This is a genomic window from Acinetobacter sp. Root1280 (assembly GCF_001425285.1).
GTDB lineage: Bacteria > Pseudomonadota > Gammaproteobacteria > Pseudomonadales > Moraxellaceae > Acinetobacter > Acinetobacter guillouiae.
In genome coordinates this window covers 92,682-108,686 of the sequence record NZ_LMED01000005.1, presented here as the reverse complement: position 1 = coordinate 108,686, position 16,005 = coordinate 92,682, and the positions used below count along the sequence as shown (strand labels likewise).

The 16,005-nt window shown below is 37.9% G+C and carries 11 protein-coding genes; 4 read left to right on the top strand and 7 right to left on the bottom strand.

Annotation, left to right across the window (positions count from 1 at the left end):
- Positions 1–21: 21 nt before the first annotated feature.
- The 3 genes from ASC84_RS06625 to ASC84_RS06615 form a co-directional block, all read right to left on the bottom strand.
- Positions 22–759: a hypothetical protein gene (locus ASC84_RS06625; protein ID WP_056512817.1), complete on the bottom strand. Its 738-nt coding sequence runs from the start codon at positions 757–759 to the stop codon at positions 22–24.
- Positions 760–1,285: 526 nt separating this feature from the next.
- Positions 1,286–3,526, bottom strand: coding sequence for a DNA polymerase III subunit gamma/tau (gene dnaX / locus ASC84_RS06620; protein ID WP_056512815.1), 2,241 nt, complete (start codon positions 3,524–3,526; stop codon positions 1,286–1,288).
- 326 nt (positions 3,527–3,852) lie between these two features.
- Positions 3,853–5,340 carry an MFS transporter gene (locus tag ASC84_RS06615; protein WP_056512805.1) on the bottom strand — a complete coding sequence of 496 codons (1,488 nt, stop codon included), beginning with the start codon at positions 5,338–5,340 and terminating at the stop codon, positions 3,853–3,855.
- Between the two features lie 114 nt (positions 5,341–5,454).
- Here ASC84_RS06615 and ASC84_RS06610 point away from each other — a divergent pair, with 114 nt between their 5' ends.
- Positions 5,455–6,042, top strand: coding sequence for a TetR family transcriptional regulator (locus tag ASC84_RS06610; protein WP_056512803.1), 588 nt, complete (start codon positions 5,455–5,457; stop codon positions 6,040–6,042).
- A 116-nt stretch (positions 6,043–6,158) separates the two neighbouring features.
- Here ASC84_RS06610 and ASC84_RS06605 read toward each other — a convergent pair whose 3' ends face one another.
- From ASC84_RS06605 to ASC84_RS06595, 3 genes are all read right to left on the bottom strand, one after another.
- Positions 6,159–7,421 (bottom strand): serine hydrolase, encoded by a 1,263-nt coding sequence (locus ASC84_RS06605; RefSeq protein WP_056512800.1) that lies wholly within the window; start codon positions 7,419–7,421, stop codon positions 6,159–6,161.
- Positions 7,422–7,501: 80 nt separating this feature from the next.
- Entirely contained in the window at positions 7,502–8,356 is an 855-nt protein-coding gene (locus ASC84_RS06600) for a MaoC/PaaZ C-terminal domain-containing protein (RefSeq protein ID WP_056512797.1), read from the bottom strand.
- Between the two features lie 191 nt (positions 8,357–8,547).
- Complete coding sequence (locus tag ASC84_RS06595) at positions 8,548–9,939, bottom strand: 3-oxoacyl-ACP reductase (protein WP_004822281.1); 1,392 nt, start codon at positions 9,937–9,939, stop codon at positions 8,548–8,550.
- 311 nt (positions 9,940–10,250) lie between these two features.
- Here ASC84_RS06595 and ASC84_RS06590 point away from each other — a divergent pair, with 311 nt between their 5' ends.
- On the top strand, positions 10,251–11,789 hold the full coding sequence (locus ASC84_RS06590) for an acetyl-CoA C-acetyltransferase (RefSeq protein WP_056512794.1): 1,539 nt from the start codon (positions 10,251–10,253) through the stop codon (positions 11,787–11,789).
- 178 nt (positions 11,790–11,967) lie between these two features.
- Here ASC84_RS06590 and ASC84_RS06585 read toward each other — a convergent pair whose 3' ends face one another.
- Positions 11,968–13,086 carry an OmpW family protein gene (locus ASC84_RS06585; protein WP_056512793.1) on the bottom strand — a complete coding sequence of 373 codons (1,119 nt, stop codon included), beginning with the start codon at positions 13,084–13,086 and terminating at the stop codon, positions 11,968–11,970.
- Between the two features lie 673 nt (positions 13,087–13,759).
- Between ASC84_RS06585 and ASC84_RS06580 the strand changes: the two genes are divergently transcribed.
- Together ASC84_RS06580 and ASC84_RS06575 are read left to right on the top strand one after the other, a co-directional pair.
- Positions 13,760–14,932, top strand: a complete 1,173-nt coding sequence (locus ASC84_RS06580) for an iron-containing alcohol dehydrogenase (RefSeq protein WP_056512789.1) — start codon at positions 13,760–13,762, stop codon at positions 14,930–14,932.
- Positions 14,933–15,135: 203 nt separating this feature from the next.
- Positions 15,136–15,978: an SDR family oxidoreductase gene (locus tag ASC84_RS06575; RefSeq protein ID WP_056512785.1), complete on the top strand. Its 843-nt coding sequence runs from the start codon at positions 15,136–15,138 to the stop codon at positions 15,976–15,978.
- Positions 15,979–16,005: the final 27 nt, after the last annotated feature.

The following is a 16,005-nucleotide window of genomic DNA, read 5'->3' as shown; positions in this document are numbered from 1 at the left end:
TTTGGCAATAAAGACTTCTTCCTATTGAACAGGAATTGAATTAGATGATTTTTTTATGAGCTTAAAATTGGTGAGAAACTCAGCTCCCAGCCCAAACCAGCGATCATGATGGTGGTCAAATCGATCTGCATAAGCCACTTGGACCCTGACAAAATCTTGAATCAACTCATAACCAAATGCGGTTTGAAAAAATACAGACTGATGATCTTGATTAAAGATTTCTGCACTGAGCGAAGTTTTAGCATTGATCCAATAATTGCTTGAAATTGCAGCTAAAACATACTGAGTATTGCCCTGATGTTCATAGGAGATGTTACCATTTAAAAATAACCGATCATCCAGTAATAAATAAGTTACGGGGAGATTCACTTTCCAACTAGAGTGGTCATCACCATACATATTTCGGCTTATTGTTAAGGATGCGGCAGCGCCCCAACTATTCGAATCCACTGCTTTCAAATTACGTTTGAATTGACCTGATATCACATCATGGCGATTCTTATTTTGAACATGATCATCCAGCTGAAAACTTAATTCCAAATTTTTGGCGATACCACATACTGGAGAAAAACTGGAATTAACCTCCTGATGTTTATAAAAGTTTATATTACTTTCAAAATGGCAAGTATACAGATCAGCAACAGTTGCATCATCTGTGATTAATACAGGATCTGCATATGCTGATTTATGAATAATAAGTAATAAAAAGCAGCCTGTAATCAGTGCCGTTTCTATCATACAAAGTTGATTGATTACCATCCGTAATCCTCATTGCTGAGGCGGCATGAATCTAAGTGCGCACAAAAACAAGCCAAAATTGAACTAATTAAAGTCAAAATTGAGCTGCTTCACGTCAAAATGGGGATGTAGTTTAAAATCAGATTATAACTGTCTCATTGCAAGACAGCTTTCCTAAAGGCAGTGCTCTCTTGCTCAGATACGAATAATGGCTGTATATAAACTACAGCGCCTCGATGAACAATTTGCCACTTAGGGTCTCCGCTAATTAAAGTTGCCGCAATTATAACCATAAAAATATTTAAAACAAGTGATTTTCAGCATAACAACGTCTATAAATGCCAGATTGATCATCATAATTTGAATTAAAATTCTTATATAAATTGAGAACCTGATGAGATTTTAAAATGATTTACCTTGGCACAGGCAGAAAAGGATTGTGAATATTGCCTAAATTTCGGCAAAATACAGTGGAATAAAAACAAGCCCAATTCCAGTTAAATTGAGCTTGTTTAAAACGATATTTAATCTAAATGTTTTTTAAAAATTAGGCTTTGAGCTGAATATTTTCCAACTTTCCATCCAATGCTTCAATTAAGCTTTTAACCAAAGGCTCTTTTTGAAGCATTTCACTGGCACGATCATAAGCTCGAAGCTTACGTTCGTTTTGCATCATATAAGGTGTAGTCGACTCAACTTCACCATATTGCACTGTAAACAAAGTACTCGGCCATTGCTGTTTTAATTTTGCCTCAAGGTCATGTTGTGCTTGGTTCAGTAATTTTTCATATTTTTGTGAAATTTGAAAAATAGATTGACCATTCACATCCCCTGTCATTAACCCATGCTGTGCAAGTTCTTGAACAGCTGGAGAAAGTGAGCTATTTCTAAACCAATACTCCCATTTTTCAACCGTCCACTCACCTTCTAAGATCTGTAATTTTAAGGCAAGTATCTGTTGCGGCGTTTGTTCCTCAGAACAAGATCCGTGTTCTATTTCAGGGGTAATATTAGAAACTTGAGCTGGAGTATCTGTTTGAGAATGAATAGGCTCAATCAATTCAATTTCAACATTTTGATCCTGATTTTCAGGTGCTAAAAAGAATACATCTTGATTTGGACTAGACGGAGACGTGGTATTTTTCGGTTGACTCAACTCAGCACCAAACAAGGTTAAACTTGGTTCTGCATTTTCTACGTCAATTTTCTCTTGAATAATTGGCGGCTGCGCTTCAACACCTTGACTATTATGAGCCGTTGCTTCAACCACAGTGCTTTGTTGTACTTCCTCAGCCAAGTCATCTAAATAGTCATCACTACTCGGTTCATGGTCAACACTTTGCTGTTGAGCTTGCTGATCTTCAACTTCGTCAAAAGCAGGGTCTAAATCACTCACTACATTCTGTGAATTGATCTCAACCTTCGCTTGCTGTACCTCAGCTTCCGCTAATGGTGCGTAAGTTTCTGATTGAGAACTCACATCCAAAGCTACATTTTGTTGTTCACTGTTTTTTTCAACAGGTACTTGCTGAGCCTGCTGTTGATGAGCTGGCTCTTGTTGAATTTGCTCTTGCTGAATCTGTGCTTGTTGCACAAGCCCCGTTTGAACAGATGCTTGATGCGGTTGCTGTGAAATAGCAACTTGATCGATATTATGATTGTTTTGTGGTTGTTGAGCTTGAGAGACTACAATTTCATTGATTTGCATCGGTCTAAATGCCAGTAAACGCAATACTGTCATTTCAAAGCCTTGCTCTTGTGTTACTGCAAGTTGTAGCTCCGCTCTACCTTTACTGGCAATTTGATAATAAAGCTGTAAATCTTGTGCAGAGACAATTTTTGATAACTGCATAATTTTTTGATTAATTTCAGCACTGTATTTTAGACTTAAATCAGGCAAATATTGCAACATTGCCAACTCATGCAAAGTCGAAATAAACTGATCTAAAACCAATGAAACATCTAAAGCCTGTTGCCTAAATTGTAGTAATAATTGGCTGACACGTGCATTTTGGTTTTGATGAATTGCCAAGATCAAATCATAAATAATGGTTCTATCAATCAAACCCAGCATTTCTTTGACATCTTGATGATGAATTGCACCTTGACCATAGGCAATTGCTTGGTCAGTTAAAGACAATGCATCACGTAATGAACCTTGGGCAGATTCAGCAATTTGCCAAATCGCATCTTGCTCTGATGAAATTTCTTCTTTATTTAAAATATCTGTAAGGTGATGGGTAATTTCATCTACAGCCAATGGACGTAATGTAAATTGCAAGCAACGTGAAATCACCGTAATTGGTAATTTTTGTGGATCTGTTGTCGCAAATAAAAATTTTACATGTTCAGGCGGTTCTTCCAATGTTTTCAATAACGCATTAAATGAATGCGTCGAAAGCATATGTACCTCATCGATCAAATATACCTTAAATCGCCCTTGGGTCGGTGCATAAGGTACATTGTCGAGCAACTCGCGTGTGTCTTCGACTTTAGTCCGTGATGCCGCATCGATTTCAATAAGGTCAATAAAGCGCCCTTCATTTACCGCCTTACAGGTTGCACAAACTTCACAAGGTGTAGAGGTTACCCCTGTTTCACAATTTAAACATTTCGCTAAAATTCGAGCAATTGTGGTTTTCCCCACCCCACGTGTTCCAGTAAATAAATAGGCATGGTGTAAACGTCCACGATCTAAAGCACTGGTCAGTGCACGTGAAACGTGATTCTGTCCGACCAATTCATTAAAGTTACGTGGGCGATATTTACGTGCAAGTACCTGATACATGGAAGCTCCTAGTTACAGGTCTAAGGATACTGTTTTTTTACTGATTAGTGAATGAAGAACTGTAGAGTTATTTTTTATTAGAGATAATTCGATCAATTTCTTCTAATTTGACACTGTGCTTTACAACATAAAGTTTATCTATCTCTTAAATAGATTTAAAAACACACAGTAGCTATTTTACTTTAAAAAACACTGCCGTGGCACTGTTAAACAAATCACAATTTAAGCTTGCTAAAGTTTTTCAATCGCTTCACCAAACTCATTTTTTCATACTGTAAAATCTAAATGTAAAAAATAAGCGCATAATTTTAATTATGCGCAATATTTTAGACTGCTAGCTGTTTCTTTACAGGTAAAGCACGCCAAACAAATACAGATAAAACTAGGAACATCAGACCCGAAATACCCAAGACTTTACTATGCGAATGAATAAATGCTTCAAAAGCAGCTTGTTTTACCTGTTGCATCAATGCAGGTTCTAATTGTTTGCTCAGCAATAATGCCTCACCAATAGAAGAACTTGCTTGAGCTACGATATTCAGCGGTAAATGATCAGGTAAGATAATCGAATGCGCATAAAATATAGACAACAATAGTCCAAAAATCGCAATCCCAAGACCTGCACCTAACTCATATGCCATGCCTTCAATTGCACCAGCAGCCGTTGCTTTTTGTGGAGGTACAGCAGACATAATAGCTGCTGTAGAGGATAATAACGCGATTTCAACACTGATCCCCATCAGCACCATCCACACCCAAGCTTGAATATAATCAATGTCAAAATTGGTCATGGCCAAACCAAAGAAACATAAGGCACACATCAGCATCCCAACAGTTGCAACAGGTCTTAAACCATAGTGATTCATTAAAATACTAGTAAAAGGTCCACCGATACTGATTGCAATCATAAAGGGTAAAATAAACAAACCTGCTTCCAATGGGCTATATCCATACACAAACTGTAATTCTTGTGAAAGGAGTAGCTCAAAACCAACTAATGCAATCATAGCCACCATTGCCATCACAATACTGGTTGAAATCACAGGATTCTTAAATAGACTAAAATCGATCATCGGTTGGGTTGTTTTCAATTGATGGCGGATAAATCCCACCAACAATCCCAATCCAAGTACAAAAATCAAAATCATCCCTACACTAAACGCATAGATAGAGGTCTTAATCGAATAAATCAGCATTAAGATTGCAGTGACCAAAATGAGCGCTTGTAATAGATTTAAAGGTTGTTTGGTTTGTACTGCTTGCTTTGGCACCAGCCATGTCGTCAACACCAAGACCAAAATAATAATTGGCACATTAATCAGAAACACAGTTCCCCATGAAAAATGTTCCAGAATAAAACCACCCAAAAGTGGACCAAAAGCGGCTCCACCACCGCCAACAGTTCCCCAAATACCTAAAGCATAATTACGTTGTTTTTCATCTAAAAAGGTATTTCGAACACCTGCCAAGGTTGCAGGTAAAATCATGGCAGCGCCTACACCAAGAAATGCTCTGGCAGCGATCAACATATAGGCTGAACTTGCAAAAGCAGCCATGAGAGAAGCCACACCAAAAATACCAGCACCAATCAGCATCAGCCGTTTAAAACCAATACGATCCCCCAATGCCCCCATGGGTAAAATCAAGCCTGCCATGATCAGTGAATAGATATCTATCACCCAGAGCATTTCATTACTGGATAGTGATAACGCAGCACTCAATGTTGGGATGGCAACATGCAAAACCGTTGCATCAATTGAAACTGGTAAATAAATTAAAACGATGATTGCCAAAATCACCCAATTGCGGTACATAACACACCTAATTAAAGTTGGACACTTGTTCAAGTTTAATCATTATAACCAGACTTGAACAAACGTCCAACTTTGTTTAATATTTGTTTTGTAAATTTTGTTGTATTGAAAGTGATGAACTATTTAAACCGAGAACAACGTCGTACTATGATTTTGGATGCAGCAAAGCGTGTTGCATTACAAGATGGATTGAATGGATTAACAGTGCGCCGTATTGCCGCAGAAGCACAAGTTTCAACAGGACAAGTACATCATCACTTTGAATCAAGTTCGCATTTAAAGGCCGAAGTTTTTATTGAATTGATGGATCAACTCAATGAAGTAGAAGATCAAATTAAAACCGACAGTAGTTTTGAACGTTTATCTCTTTTACTGGGTTTTGAAAATATTGAACAAACTCAACCCTATTTACGACTCTGGAATGAAGCTGAGATTTTAATCGACCAAGATCCTGAAATTAAAAAAGCTTATAATATTACGATGGAACAATGGCATGTTGCCTTGGTTACAGCGATTGAACACGGCATCGCCCAACAAGAATTTAAAATTGCTACAGCCAGCAGTAGCCAAGACATTGCTTGGCGGCTGATTGCTTTTGTTTGTGGTTTAGAAGGAATCTATCAACTTGGCTTAAAAGGTCTAGACCAACACTCGTTTAAACATCATGTCGAAACCATCTTGAAAATGGAGTTATTTGCCTAAGAAAATATAGATGAATCTATATGCCGCTGTTTAAAGTCCTTATTTTTAACTCTTTTGCACTATAAGACTCAGCCATCTAACCTTCTATAAAATTTCAATCGCTTTGACCTTAATATTTAGAACCAGCCTTTACTTCCCTTAAGTAAACCATCAGCGCAACGTAATGTTTCTTGGGTCAGTCCCCAAAGACGATAATCGCCTGTGATTGAACCAATGGCAAAATTATGAGTATAGGCAAAACTAAGCCCTCGTTGCGGATCACACCACGCCCCAGAACCGTTATATCCAATATGACCAAAGCCTTGCTTGGCACGTTTACCCATACTAATCACACGGTGGTAGCCTAAACGCCATTTCATAGGAATTGGCATCACGCGATCTCGTTTAATCGATTGGATTTGACTTAACTCTGCAAATATTTCAGGGCGAATTAAAACTTTTCCTTCCCAAACCCCTTTATTTGCCATCATGGCATAAACTTTTGCAAGACTATTGGCGCTAAATACACCATTGGCCGCTGGAATAATCGCTTGAAGCCCTTGGTCACTAAAAAAACTAAAATCACGCATCCCTTTTGGTACCATGGCATCTAAAAAGTCTTGCGGATTTTGTCCAGTTAATTCAACTAATTTATCTGAAAATGACGTTTTATGGTACTTAGTTTTGCTTTTACTGGATTTTGTTTCTGTTTTTTGTACAGGTGCTGCTTTTTGAATTAAACGAGCCACACGATTTAACTCAGCTTCAGGCACACCAAAATATGCACCATCAAGTTGTAGTGGTTCAACCAAATACTTCTGCATTAACTGTGTTAAAGATTGTTGCGTTGCTTTCTCTAAAACACCACCCACCAACCAGCCAAATGTTAATGCCTGATATGCAATATCGGTTGCTACAGCAAAACGAGGTGTGGCCTGCTCCATCACCTTGAGCATATGCTGCCAATCGGCCATTTCAACTGCACTAGCAATGATATTTCGAATATCGTATAAGCCACTTTGATGGCTCAAAATATGACGTAAAGTCATATTCTCTTTACCATTTTGAGCAAATTCAGGCCAAAAATTAACAATAGGTGTATCGTAGTCTAAGAAACCTTCGCTCACCAAAATGTGCGCGAGTGTTGCCAGTACACCTTTCCCCGTGGAATAACAAACCGACAAGGTTTGCTCATTCCATTGCTCAGTTTTTGATTTTTTACCCGTATATATATCGACAACTTTTTCATTTTGAAAATAAACAGTTAAAGCAGCACCACCATTTTCGCTACGACCATCCTGCAAACGGCTAAATTGAACAGCGAGATCTTGAAAACGCTCATCCACATAGCCCTGATAATTTTTCGTATTCGCAAAAATAATGTCCGTTAAACTGCTCATCGCTCTATCCTATTTTTTTAATCATAACTTTTTTAATTAAAAAAGCCTGAATCATCTCGACTCAGGCTTTATATTTTATCTTATAAAGCGTTAACCACACCAGAAACATGAGGTTTTTGTGATTTTTGATTACGAATCAAAAAGTCAGTTGTTTTACCTTCTTGCGCAGTTAAAAGCTCTACTGTTGAAGGTAAATACATCGGCAATTTAAACAATACATCTGCTTCATAAGCTTCTGGTAAGTTTAGCCCAGCAAGAACACGTGCCTTACTCCACATCCCATGAGCAATCGCTTGTTTAAAGCCAAATGCTTTTGCCGTCAATGCATGGATATGAATCAAGTTAAAGTCGCCTGATGTCATAGCATAACGACGACCAGTATTTTCAGGAACTTCCCAAACCGCCTGAACTTGATAATTTGGTTCTTTTTTATCTTTTGGTTTTTCTGCAACTGAACCATCAGTCTTTTGACGCGCTAAATAAGTGGTTAATCCTTGCATGACCACTTCACCGCCAACTTTAGCAGTCGTGATGAAATCGAATTGAACCCCTTTGTCATGTGGTTTTAACTCACCAAATTGACAAGATAAAGTTAGCTGTTCATTAACACCAATTTTACGTGTTTGCTTAATTTGATTACGAATATGCACCAAGCCTAAAATTGCAAAAGGAAATGCTTCAGAGGTCATCATATGCATTTGTAAACTTTGCGATAAAACAGCTAAATAAATTGCGGGAATATACCCATTATTTTTAAAGCCACACACTTCGTTATATGCTTTTAAATGATTGGGATCAATTTTGAATGAATCAACCACATATTCAACTTGCGGCAGAACTTTTTCACCTTTTGGCTTTTTAAAAATTAAACCCTGAATCACTTTTGGATAAGCTAAATATGGCTTAGGAAGTTGACTAAAATGGCGAGTATTCATACTGGACCTTTGAAAAATTAATTCTTATTCAACATTTAAAAAATCCAACATTTCAGTTGGAAATTAACGGATGATACAGCTTAAACATCCTGATTTCGTTCAAGAGAAAGCCAGTGAGAGTGTTATTTAAATAAACAAATAATCTCTTCGCCATAATCCCCTAAACGAAACAGGACTTCACTTATGCGTGATTATGCACCCAATAAGCTTTGACCACAAACACGCACAACATTACCATTTAATCCTGTAGATGCTGAAGATGCAAATAAAGCAATTGTTTCAGCAACATCAACAGGTAAACCACCTTGACTCATTGAGTTCATACGACGACCCGCTTCACGGATTGCAAATGGAATTGCCGCTGTCATTTGAGTTTCAATGAAACCCGGCGCTACAGCATTAATGGTAATACCATTTTTTAACACAGGCGCAGTAAATTTCACCAAACCAATGACACCTGCTTTTGATGCAGCATAGTTGGTTTGACCTAAGTTACCAGCAATACCTGAAATTGAAGATACGCAAACGATACGACCATTTGCATTTAAACCATCATTTGACAATAAATAATCGTTAATACGTTCAGCAGCAGATAAGTTGATATTAATCACCAGATCCCACATCTCTGGCTTCATATTTGCCAAAGTTTTATCACGTGTAATACCCGCATTATGTACGATGATATCTAAACCACCTTGTTGAGCTGCCGCAGCTTTGATTTTTTCACCAGCATCAGCAGCAGTGATATCAATTGCGAGTGTAGAACCACCGATTTCACTTGCAACACGGTCAAGGTCTGCTTGCTGTGGTGGAACATCTAAACAAATTACATGTGCACCATCACGTGCCAATACATGTGCAATCGCTTCACCAATACCACGGCTTGCACCTGTTACTAATGCAGTTTTTCCTGCAAGCGGTTTTGCCCAATCGATATCAATCACATCACCTTTAGATACGCGAATCACTTGACCCGATACGTATGCTGAACGTGGAGAAATTGCAAAACGTAAACTTGATTCCAAGTTTTGTGCAGCATCTGCATCAACCAGAATAAGATCAGCAGCAATTCCTTTCTTAAACTCTTTACCAACCGATTTAACAAACCCTTCTAATGCACGTTGTGCAATCGCTTGCTTAATCGTTGGTGCAGTTTCAGGTGTTAAACCAATAATAATTACACGACCTGATGTTGCAATTTGACGAGCAACAGGATTAAAAAACTTGTGTAGTTCATGTAATTGTTCTGAATTTTGAATCCCTGATGCATCAAATATCACTGCTTTGAATTTTGATTCTTTATCGCCTTCATTAAAAGCACCAACATTCAAACCAGATTTTGCCGCAGCTTGTTGTAACTCTGCGTTATTCCCTGCATAAGTGTTGGCATGAATATTACTAAGAACCTGCGCAACTTCACCAGTAAAATGACTCTTTGGAGCCGCACCGAATAATACAGCACCTTTAACGACAGGAGTGGCTGACTCAAAGCGGTCTAGCTGGATTGGTGATGGTAAACCTAAATTTTTTATGACAAATTTACCAATTGGAGATTTAGCAAATGCTTGGTATTGGTCAGACATGTTTCTTATCTCTCATCAAATTAATTTTGTATGGGGCTTAAGCTATCTTTTAACTGCAGTATAATCTCAGATATTTAGCTGTGTTGCGCTTTCTTAAATGGCTTGCGTTGTTCTTCGCGCAAGGCTTAGAGGAATCGTCAACAACACTATCATCTCTATGACCCATAAGTTTCAGTTAAATCATACTTGAGTTGCCAAAATGATGACTTGACCTGAAAGAATATGCAAATGTCATTATAGTCAATTCGAGTCATAGCCAATTATGTTAATGTAAGCACTAAGAATATTGCGAACATGCTTGGAAAAGCCTTATGAGCAAAACAACTCAAGAAAATTCAAACGCTGAAAGCACTGTACAAGAAACTGTGTCAAATACATCAAAACCTCGTACTCGTACGAGTAAAAGTAGCAACACAAATTCTACAAATGCCAATGCAGCCAACACGACTAAAAAACCGACTCGTGCACCAGCAGCTGCTTCACGTAGCAAAGCAACAGCATCGACGGCAAAAAAAGTTACAACAGCTTCATCTTCTAAAACTCAAACTTCTGGTCAGCAGGATAAAATTATGAGTCAAAACACTGTACGTCGCGTAGCAATTATTGGCGGTAACCGTATTCCTTTTGCACGTTCAAATGGCCCTTATTTCCGAGCGTCAAACATTGACATGCTTACTGCGTCTTTAAACGGTTTAATTGAACGTTTTAACCTTCAAGGTCAACGTTTAGGTGAAGTTGTTGCTGGTGCAGTTCTAAAACATAGCCGTGATTTCAACATGACACGTGAATGTGTTTTAAATACTCAACTTGCCCCTGAAACCCCTGCTTATGATATTCAACAAGCATGTGGTACTGGCTTACAAGCAGCTTTCCTTGTTGCAAACAAAATTGCATTAGGCCAAATTGAAGTGGGTATTGCTGGTGGTGTAGATACCACCTCTGATGCACCGATCGCATTTGGTGACGGCTTACGTAAAGCATTGCTTGAATTAAACATTGCAAAAACAGGTAAAGATCGTTTAAAAGCCTTAGCTAAAATCAATGTTAAGGACTTGATGGATGCGCCAAAAAATGGTGAACCTCGTACAGGTTTATCTATGGGTGATCACCAAGCGATTACTGCTTTAGAATGGGGTATTCCTCGCGAAGCTCAAGATGAACTTGCTGCATCTTCACATCAAAAAATGGCCAAAGCATATGAAGAAGGATTCTTCGATGATTTGATCACACCATTTATGGGTCTAGACAAAGACAATAACTTACGTCCTGATTCTTCAGTCGAAAAATTGGCTAAGCTTAAACCTGCATTTGGTAAAGGTGATACTGCAACAATGACTGCAGGTAACTCTACTCCACTTACAGACGGCGCTTCAGTTGTACTTTTAGCCTCTGAAGAATGGGCGAAAGCAAATGGTCATGAAGTACTCGCGTACTTAACATTCACTGAAACTGCTGCTGTAGATTTTGTCAATAAGAAAGAAGGTTTATTGATGGCACCTGCTTATGCTGTTCCACGTATGTTGGCTCGTGCGGGTATTAAACTTCAAGACTTCGACTACTATGAAATTCATGAAGCTTTTGCATCACAAGTACTTTCGACCTTAAAAGCATGGGAAGATCCTAAGTTCTGTAAAGAACGCTTAGGTCTAGATGCACCATTGGGCTCAATTGACCGTAGCAAACTCAATGTTAAAGGTTCTTCTTTAGCTGCTGGTCATCCATTTGCAGCAACAGGTGGTCGTATTTTGGCAACTGCTGCAAAATTGATTAACCAAAAAGGTTCAGGTCGTGTACTAATTTCGATTTGTGCTGCTGGTGGTCAAGGTGTAACTGCAATCGTAGAGAAATAAGTTCTCGGATTTTGCACGATACTTTCAAAAAAGCATCCTTCATGGATGCTTTTTTATTGCTCGTCAATCTACATGTCGCTAACAAAATTTTACATAGACCTCTACTCAACACAAAAAATGGTTAGCCGAAGCTAACCATTTAAAATCTTCACTATTCTTAGGGAAAATAGTGTTGATTTTAGAAGCGATACCCCACACCAACATAAGTAATCAAAGGATCTATATCAACTTTTGTCGTTGAATTAATCAGTCGCTTACCAGTATTCGCATCAACGACATCTATCTTAGCCTGATTGTTGAGCTTGGCATAAGAAACGGAAGCCACACCAAACCAGTTTTCATTAATATCATAGGTTGCACCCAGACTTACAATAGGTGCAATTGCATCTGTCGTTTTAACTCTAACATAAGGATTTGCACTAGAAGGTTTGCCATCCAACGCAGCCCCTGCTTTTCCATCTAAAACATTTTGGATCATATGACCCGCTGCAACCAGATCACTTTTGATTTGTGAGTTCAACTTGATATCAGTGAAATGAGAGTACATCACTCCTACCCCAATATATGGACGTAATTTGTTGACACCAGATTGACCAAATTGATATTGCGCTTCAAGCGCTGGTGTCCATGCACGCACTGATGCTGCTTTAGATTTGTTGCCTAAATTGGTGATTGGAATTGCTTGGTTTAAATCAATGCCATCTGGAAATAAAATTCCGACTAGGTCACTTGGCGAGGTGGCTAATCCTGTGAGGGGTGCCAAGATTTCCCCTTTACCTTTAATATCAACTTTTGGAGGAATCCCACCAATGAGTTGCAAAGAAACATTGTCGTTGATGTAATAATTTAACATCAAGCCAAGTGTATCCACATCATCGACTTCAAGCCCTGTACCCTTTGCTTGCCAATTTTCCAAGCCATGAATATTTGCGGTTCCTGCGACCTCCGGCAAAATATTCCCCTTACCATCAGTCAATAAGGTTTGCATAAAGGCATCATTGAGAAATTCAGTTAATACCTCTTTCTGATTAAATGGCACTCCGCCTAGGTCTTCTCCCATCGCATTAGGATCAACTGAGTTTAAAAAACTGGTTGTAGAGATACTTCCGACTGTTGCATTGGTACCATTTTTAACACTGGTATTAATATTAAAGGGATTGGCTTTTCCTTGAGGCATGACATGTAACCAACCTGCAGATACTGAAAAGCGTTTATACTCCCCCGCAAAACTCGTGCTGGTAATCGCGAATAATGAAGTTGCTATAGCAATATTTTTTAACGTTAATATTTTTTTCATTTTTTATCCTTAAAATATGAGATTACCGAACCGTGGCAACCTGTTTAAAAAACATACATAAAAAACAATATTTATGTATAAAATTCTGATCAATAGCATTTACACTCATCCAAAAAAAATATTGGCACTTTTATTTTTAATTTTTCTATAATACTTATTAATGATATATATCATTATTTTATTTTTATCATTTAGCATAAATTAACAGTACAGGTATATTTAAAAAGTCTATTTAAGCCCATGCTGACCTAGTATAGAAATATCAAATTTTTCACATATTTTTCACTTTTTTATTATTAATACACATTCTCATAAATTGATAATTCATTCTATTTTGATAGATTTTAAAATTTATGCTCAAAATTTAACTCAACGCGTCACTTTTTAAAAATAAAATGATCTGTCAAAACAAAAAATACCAAATAAAATATGTTTTGTAGTTTTTAATCAAAACTCACGTTCAAGTATGCTTTTCACCTTAAAAATTATAAAGAAAAACTTCATCACTTTATTTTAAATAAAAATATCAAACACTTAATTTAAAGTTTTCATTATTAAAATTTGGTAGGTGTTTAGTAGGTATTCAATCCAGCCCTCAAAACTGATACTCAACCTCAAGGTGATCATCACCTTTCTGGAATGATGAAATAACAATGGTAGAAGGAATCGCACCATGGCTTTTAAAAATATAGCAGATCAAACAAACGGTTTTTACATCCCATGCGTCTCACTTTTTGGTCCAGGTTGTGCCAAAGAAGTCGGTGCTAAAGCACAAAATTTAGGGGCAAAAAAAGCCCTCATCGTCACTGATGCTGGATTATTCAAATTTGGTGTTGCAGACATTATTGTTGACTATCTCAAAGAAGCTGGTGTAGACAGTCATGTTTTTCCTGGTGCAGAACCAAACCCGACAGATATTAATGTACACAATGGCGTAAACGAATATAACAATAATGGCTGTGACTTTATTGTGTCATTAGGTGGTGGATCTTCTCATGACTGTGCAAAAGGAATCGGCTTAGTTACCGCAGGTGGCGGTCATATTCGTGATTATGAAGGGATTGATCAAAGTAAAGTCCCAATGACACCGCTTGTCGCAATCAATACGACAGCGGGAACTGCTTCTGAAATGACTCGTTTCTGTATTATCACCAATACAGATACCCATGTAAAAATGGCGATTGTTGACTGGCGTTGTACACCGCTTGTTGCAATTGATGATCCTAAACTCATGATTGCAAAACCTGCTGCTTTAACTGCTGCAACGGGTATGGATGCTTTAACTCATGCTGTAGAAGCTTATGTTTCAACTGCTGCAAACCCAATTACCGATGCATGTGCAGAAAAAGCCATTTCAATGATTAGCGAATGGTTAAGCCCTGCTGTTGCCAATGGCGAAAATCTTGAAGCACGTGATGCAATGGCATATGCACAATATTTAGCAGGTATGGCATTTAACAATGCGTCTTTAGGTTATGTACATGCAATGGCTCATCAATTAGGTGGCTTCTATAACCTTCCACACGGCGTATGTAATGCAATTCTGTTACCGCATGTGTGTGAGTTTAACTTAATTGCTTGTCCTGACCGTTATGCAAAAATTGCCCAATTAATGGGTGTCAATACAGAGGGTTTAACCGTTACTGAGGCTGCCTTTGCTGCGATTGAAGCAATCCGTGAGTTATCATCATCTATTGGTATCCCTTCTGGCTTAGCTGAACTGGGTGTCAAAGCGGAAGATCATGCAGTAATGACCTCAAATGCACAAAAAGATGCCTGTATGTTGACCAATCCACGTAAAGCAACTGATGCTCAAGTCATTAAAATTTTTGAATCAGCAATGTAAAACGATACCCTTTCGTTCTACGTCAGCCTGACAAGTGTTTTAGGCCAAATACAATGAAGTGTGCTTGATACTCAGGAATATTACTTTGGTAATATTCCTTTTTTATACGCTTATCAAAAAATGACAATCATTATTGTCAGATATATTGATAAAGTCAAAATCTATGACTATGATGCTTAAAACATCAGCGGATTATTTCAGCAATGACAACAACAAGTAAAACCATCATCATCACGGGTGCAAACACTGGAATCGGGCTTGCAACTGCAGAAACTTTTATTAAGGATGGTCACCATGTGATCATTGCTTGTCGTAATCCAGAGAAAGCAAAAACAGCACAACAGCACTTAGAATCATTCGGTACAGGTCAAGTAGACGTGATTCGCCTTGATTTAAATAGTCTTGAACAAATTAACCAAGCAGCCAATGAAATTATTGCCAAATATGAAAAAATTGATGTATTAGTCAACAATGCTGGCATGATGACACCTGATCTTGAGGCCACAGCTGATGGTTTTGAAAAACAGTTTGGGGTAAATTATCTTGGGCCTTTTCTTTGGACATTGAAACTTCTTCCATTGGTTCAAAAAGCCCAACAAGGTCGTGTAATTCATTTGGCTTCAATGATGCATCTTTTAGGTCGTATCCAACCTGAAAACTTTAACGCGGATCAAGTGAAAAAATACAATGGTGTTTTGAGCTATGGCAATAGTAAATTAGCCAATCTGCTGTTTAGTAATATCCTCGCCAAACAACTACATGGAAGTCATGTCACCAGCAATGCATTACATCCAGGTGGCGTAGATTCTGAGATTTATCGTGAATTACCCAAATGGCAATATGCAATAATTAAACTTGGTCTTATTCCACCATCTAAGCCTGCCGAATTAATTAAAAAAATTGCTTTTGATCCGTCATGGGAAAAGCGCAATGGTGATTATGTGAGTTTACAAACCCCTGCGTTTAAATCAGGCAAAGCCAAAGATATACAGTTGGCACAAAAACTATATGATGAATCCTATGCGCTGGTAAAAGACTATCTGTAATTTTTCGGATTTCATTTTTCTATAAAA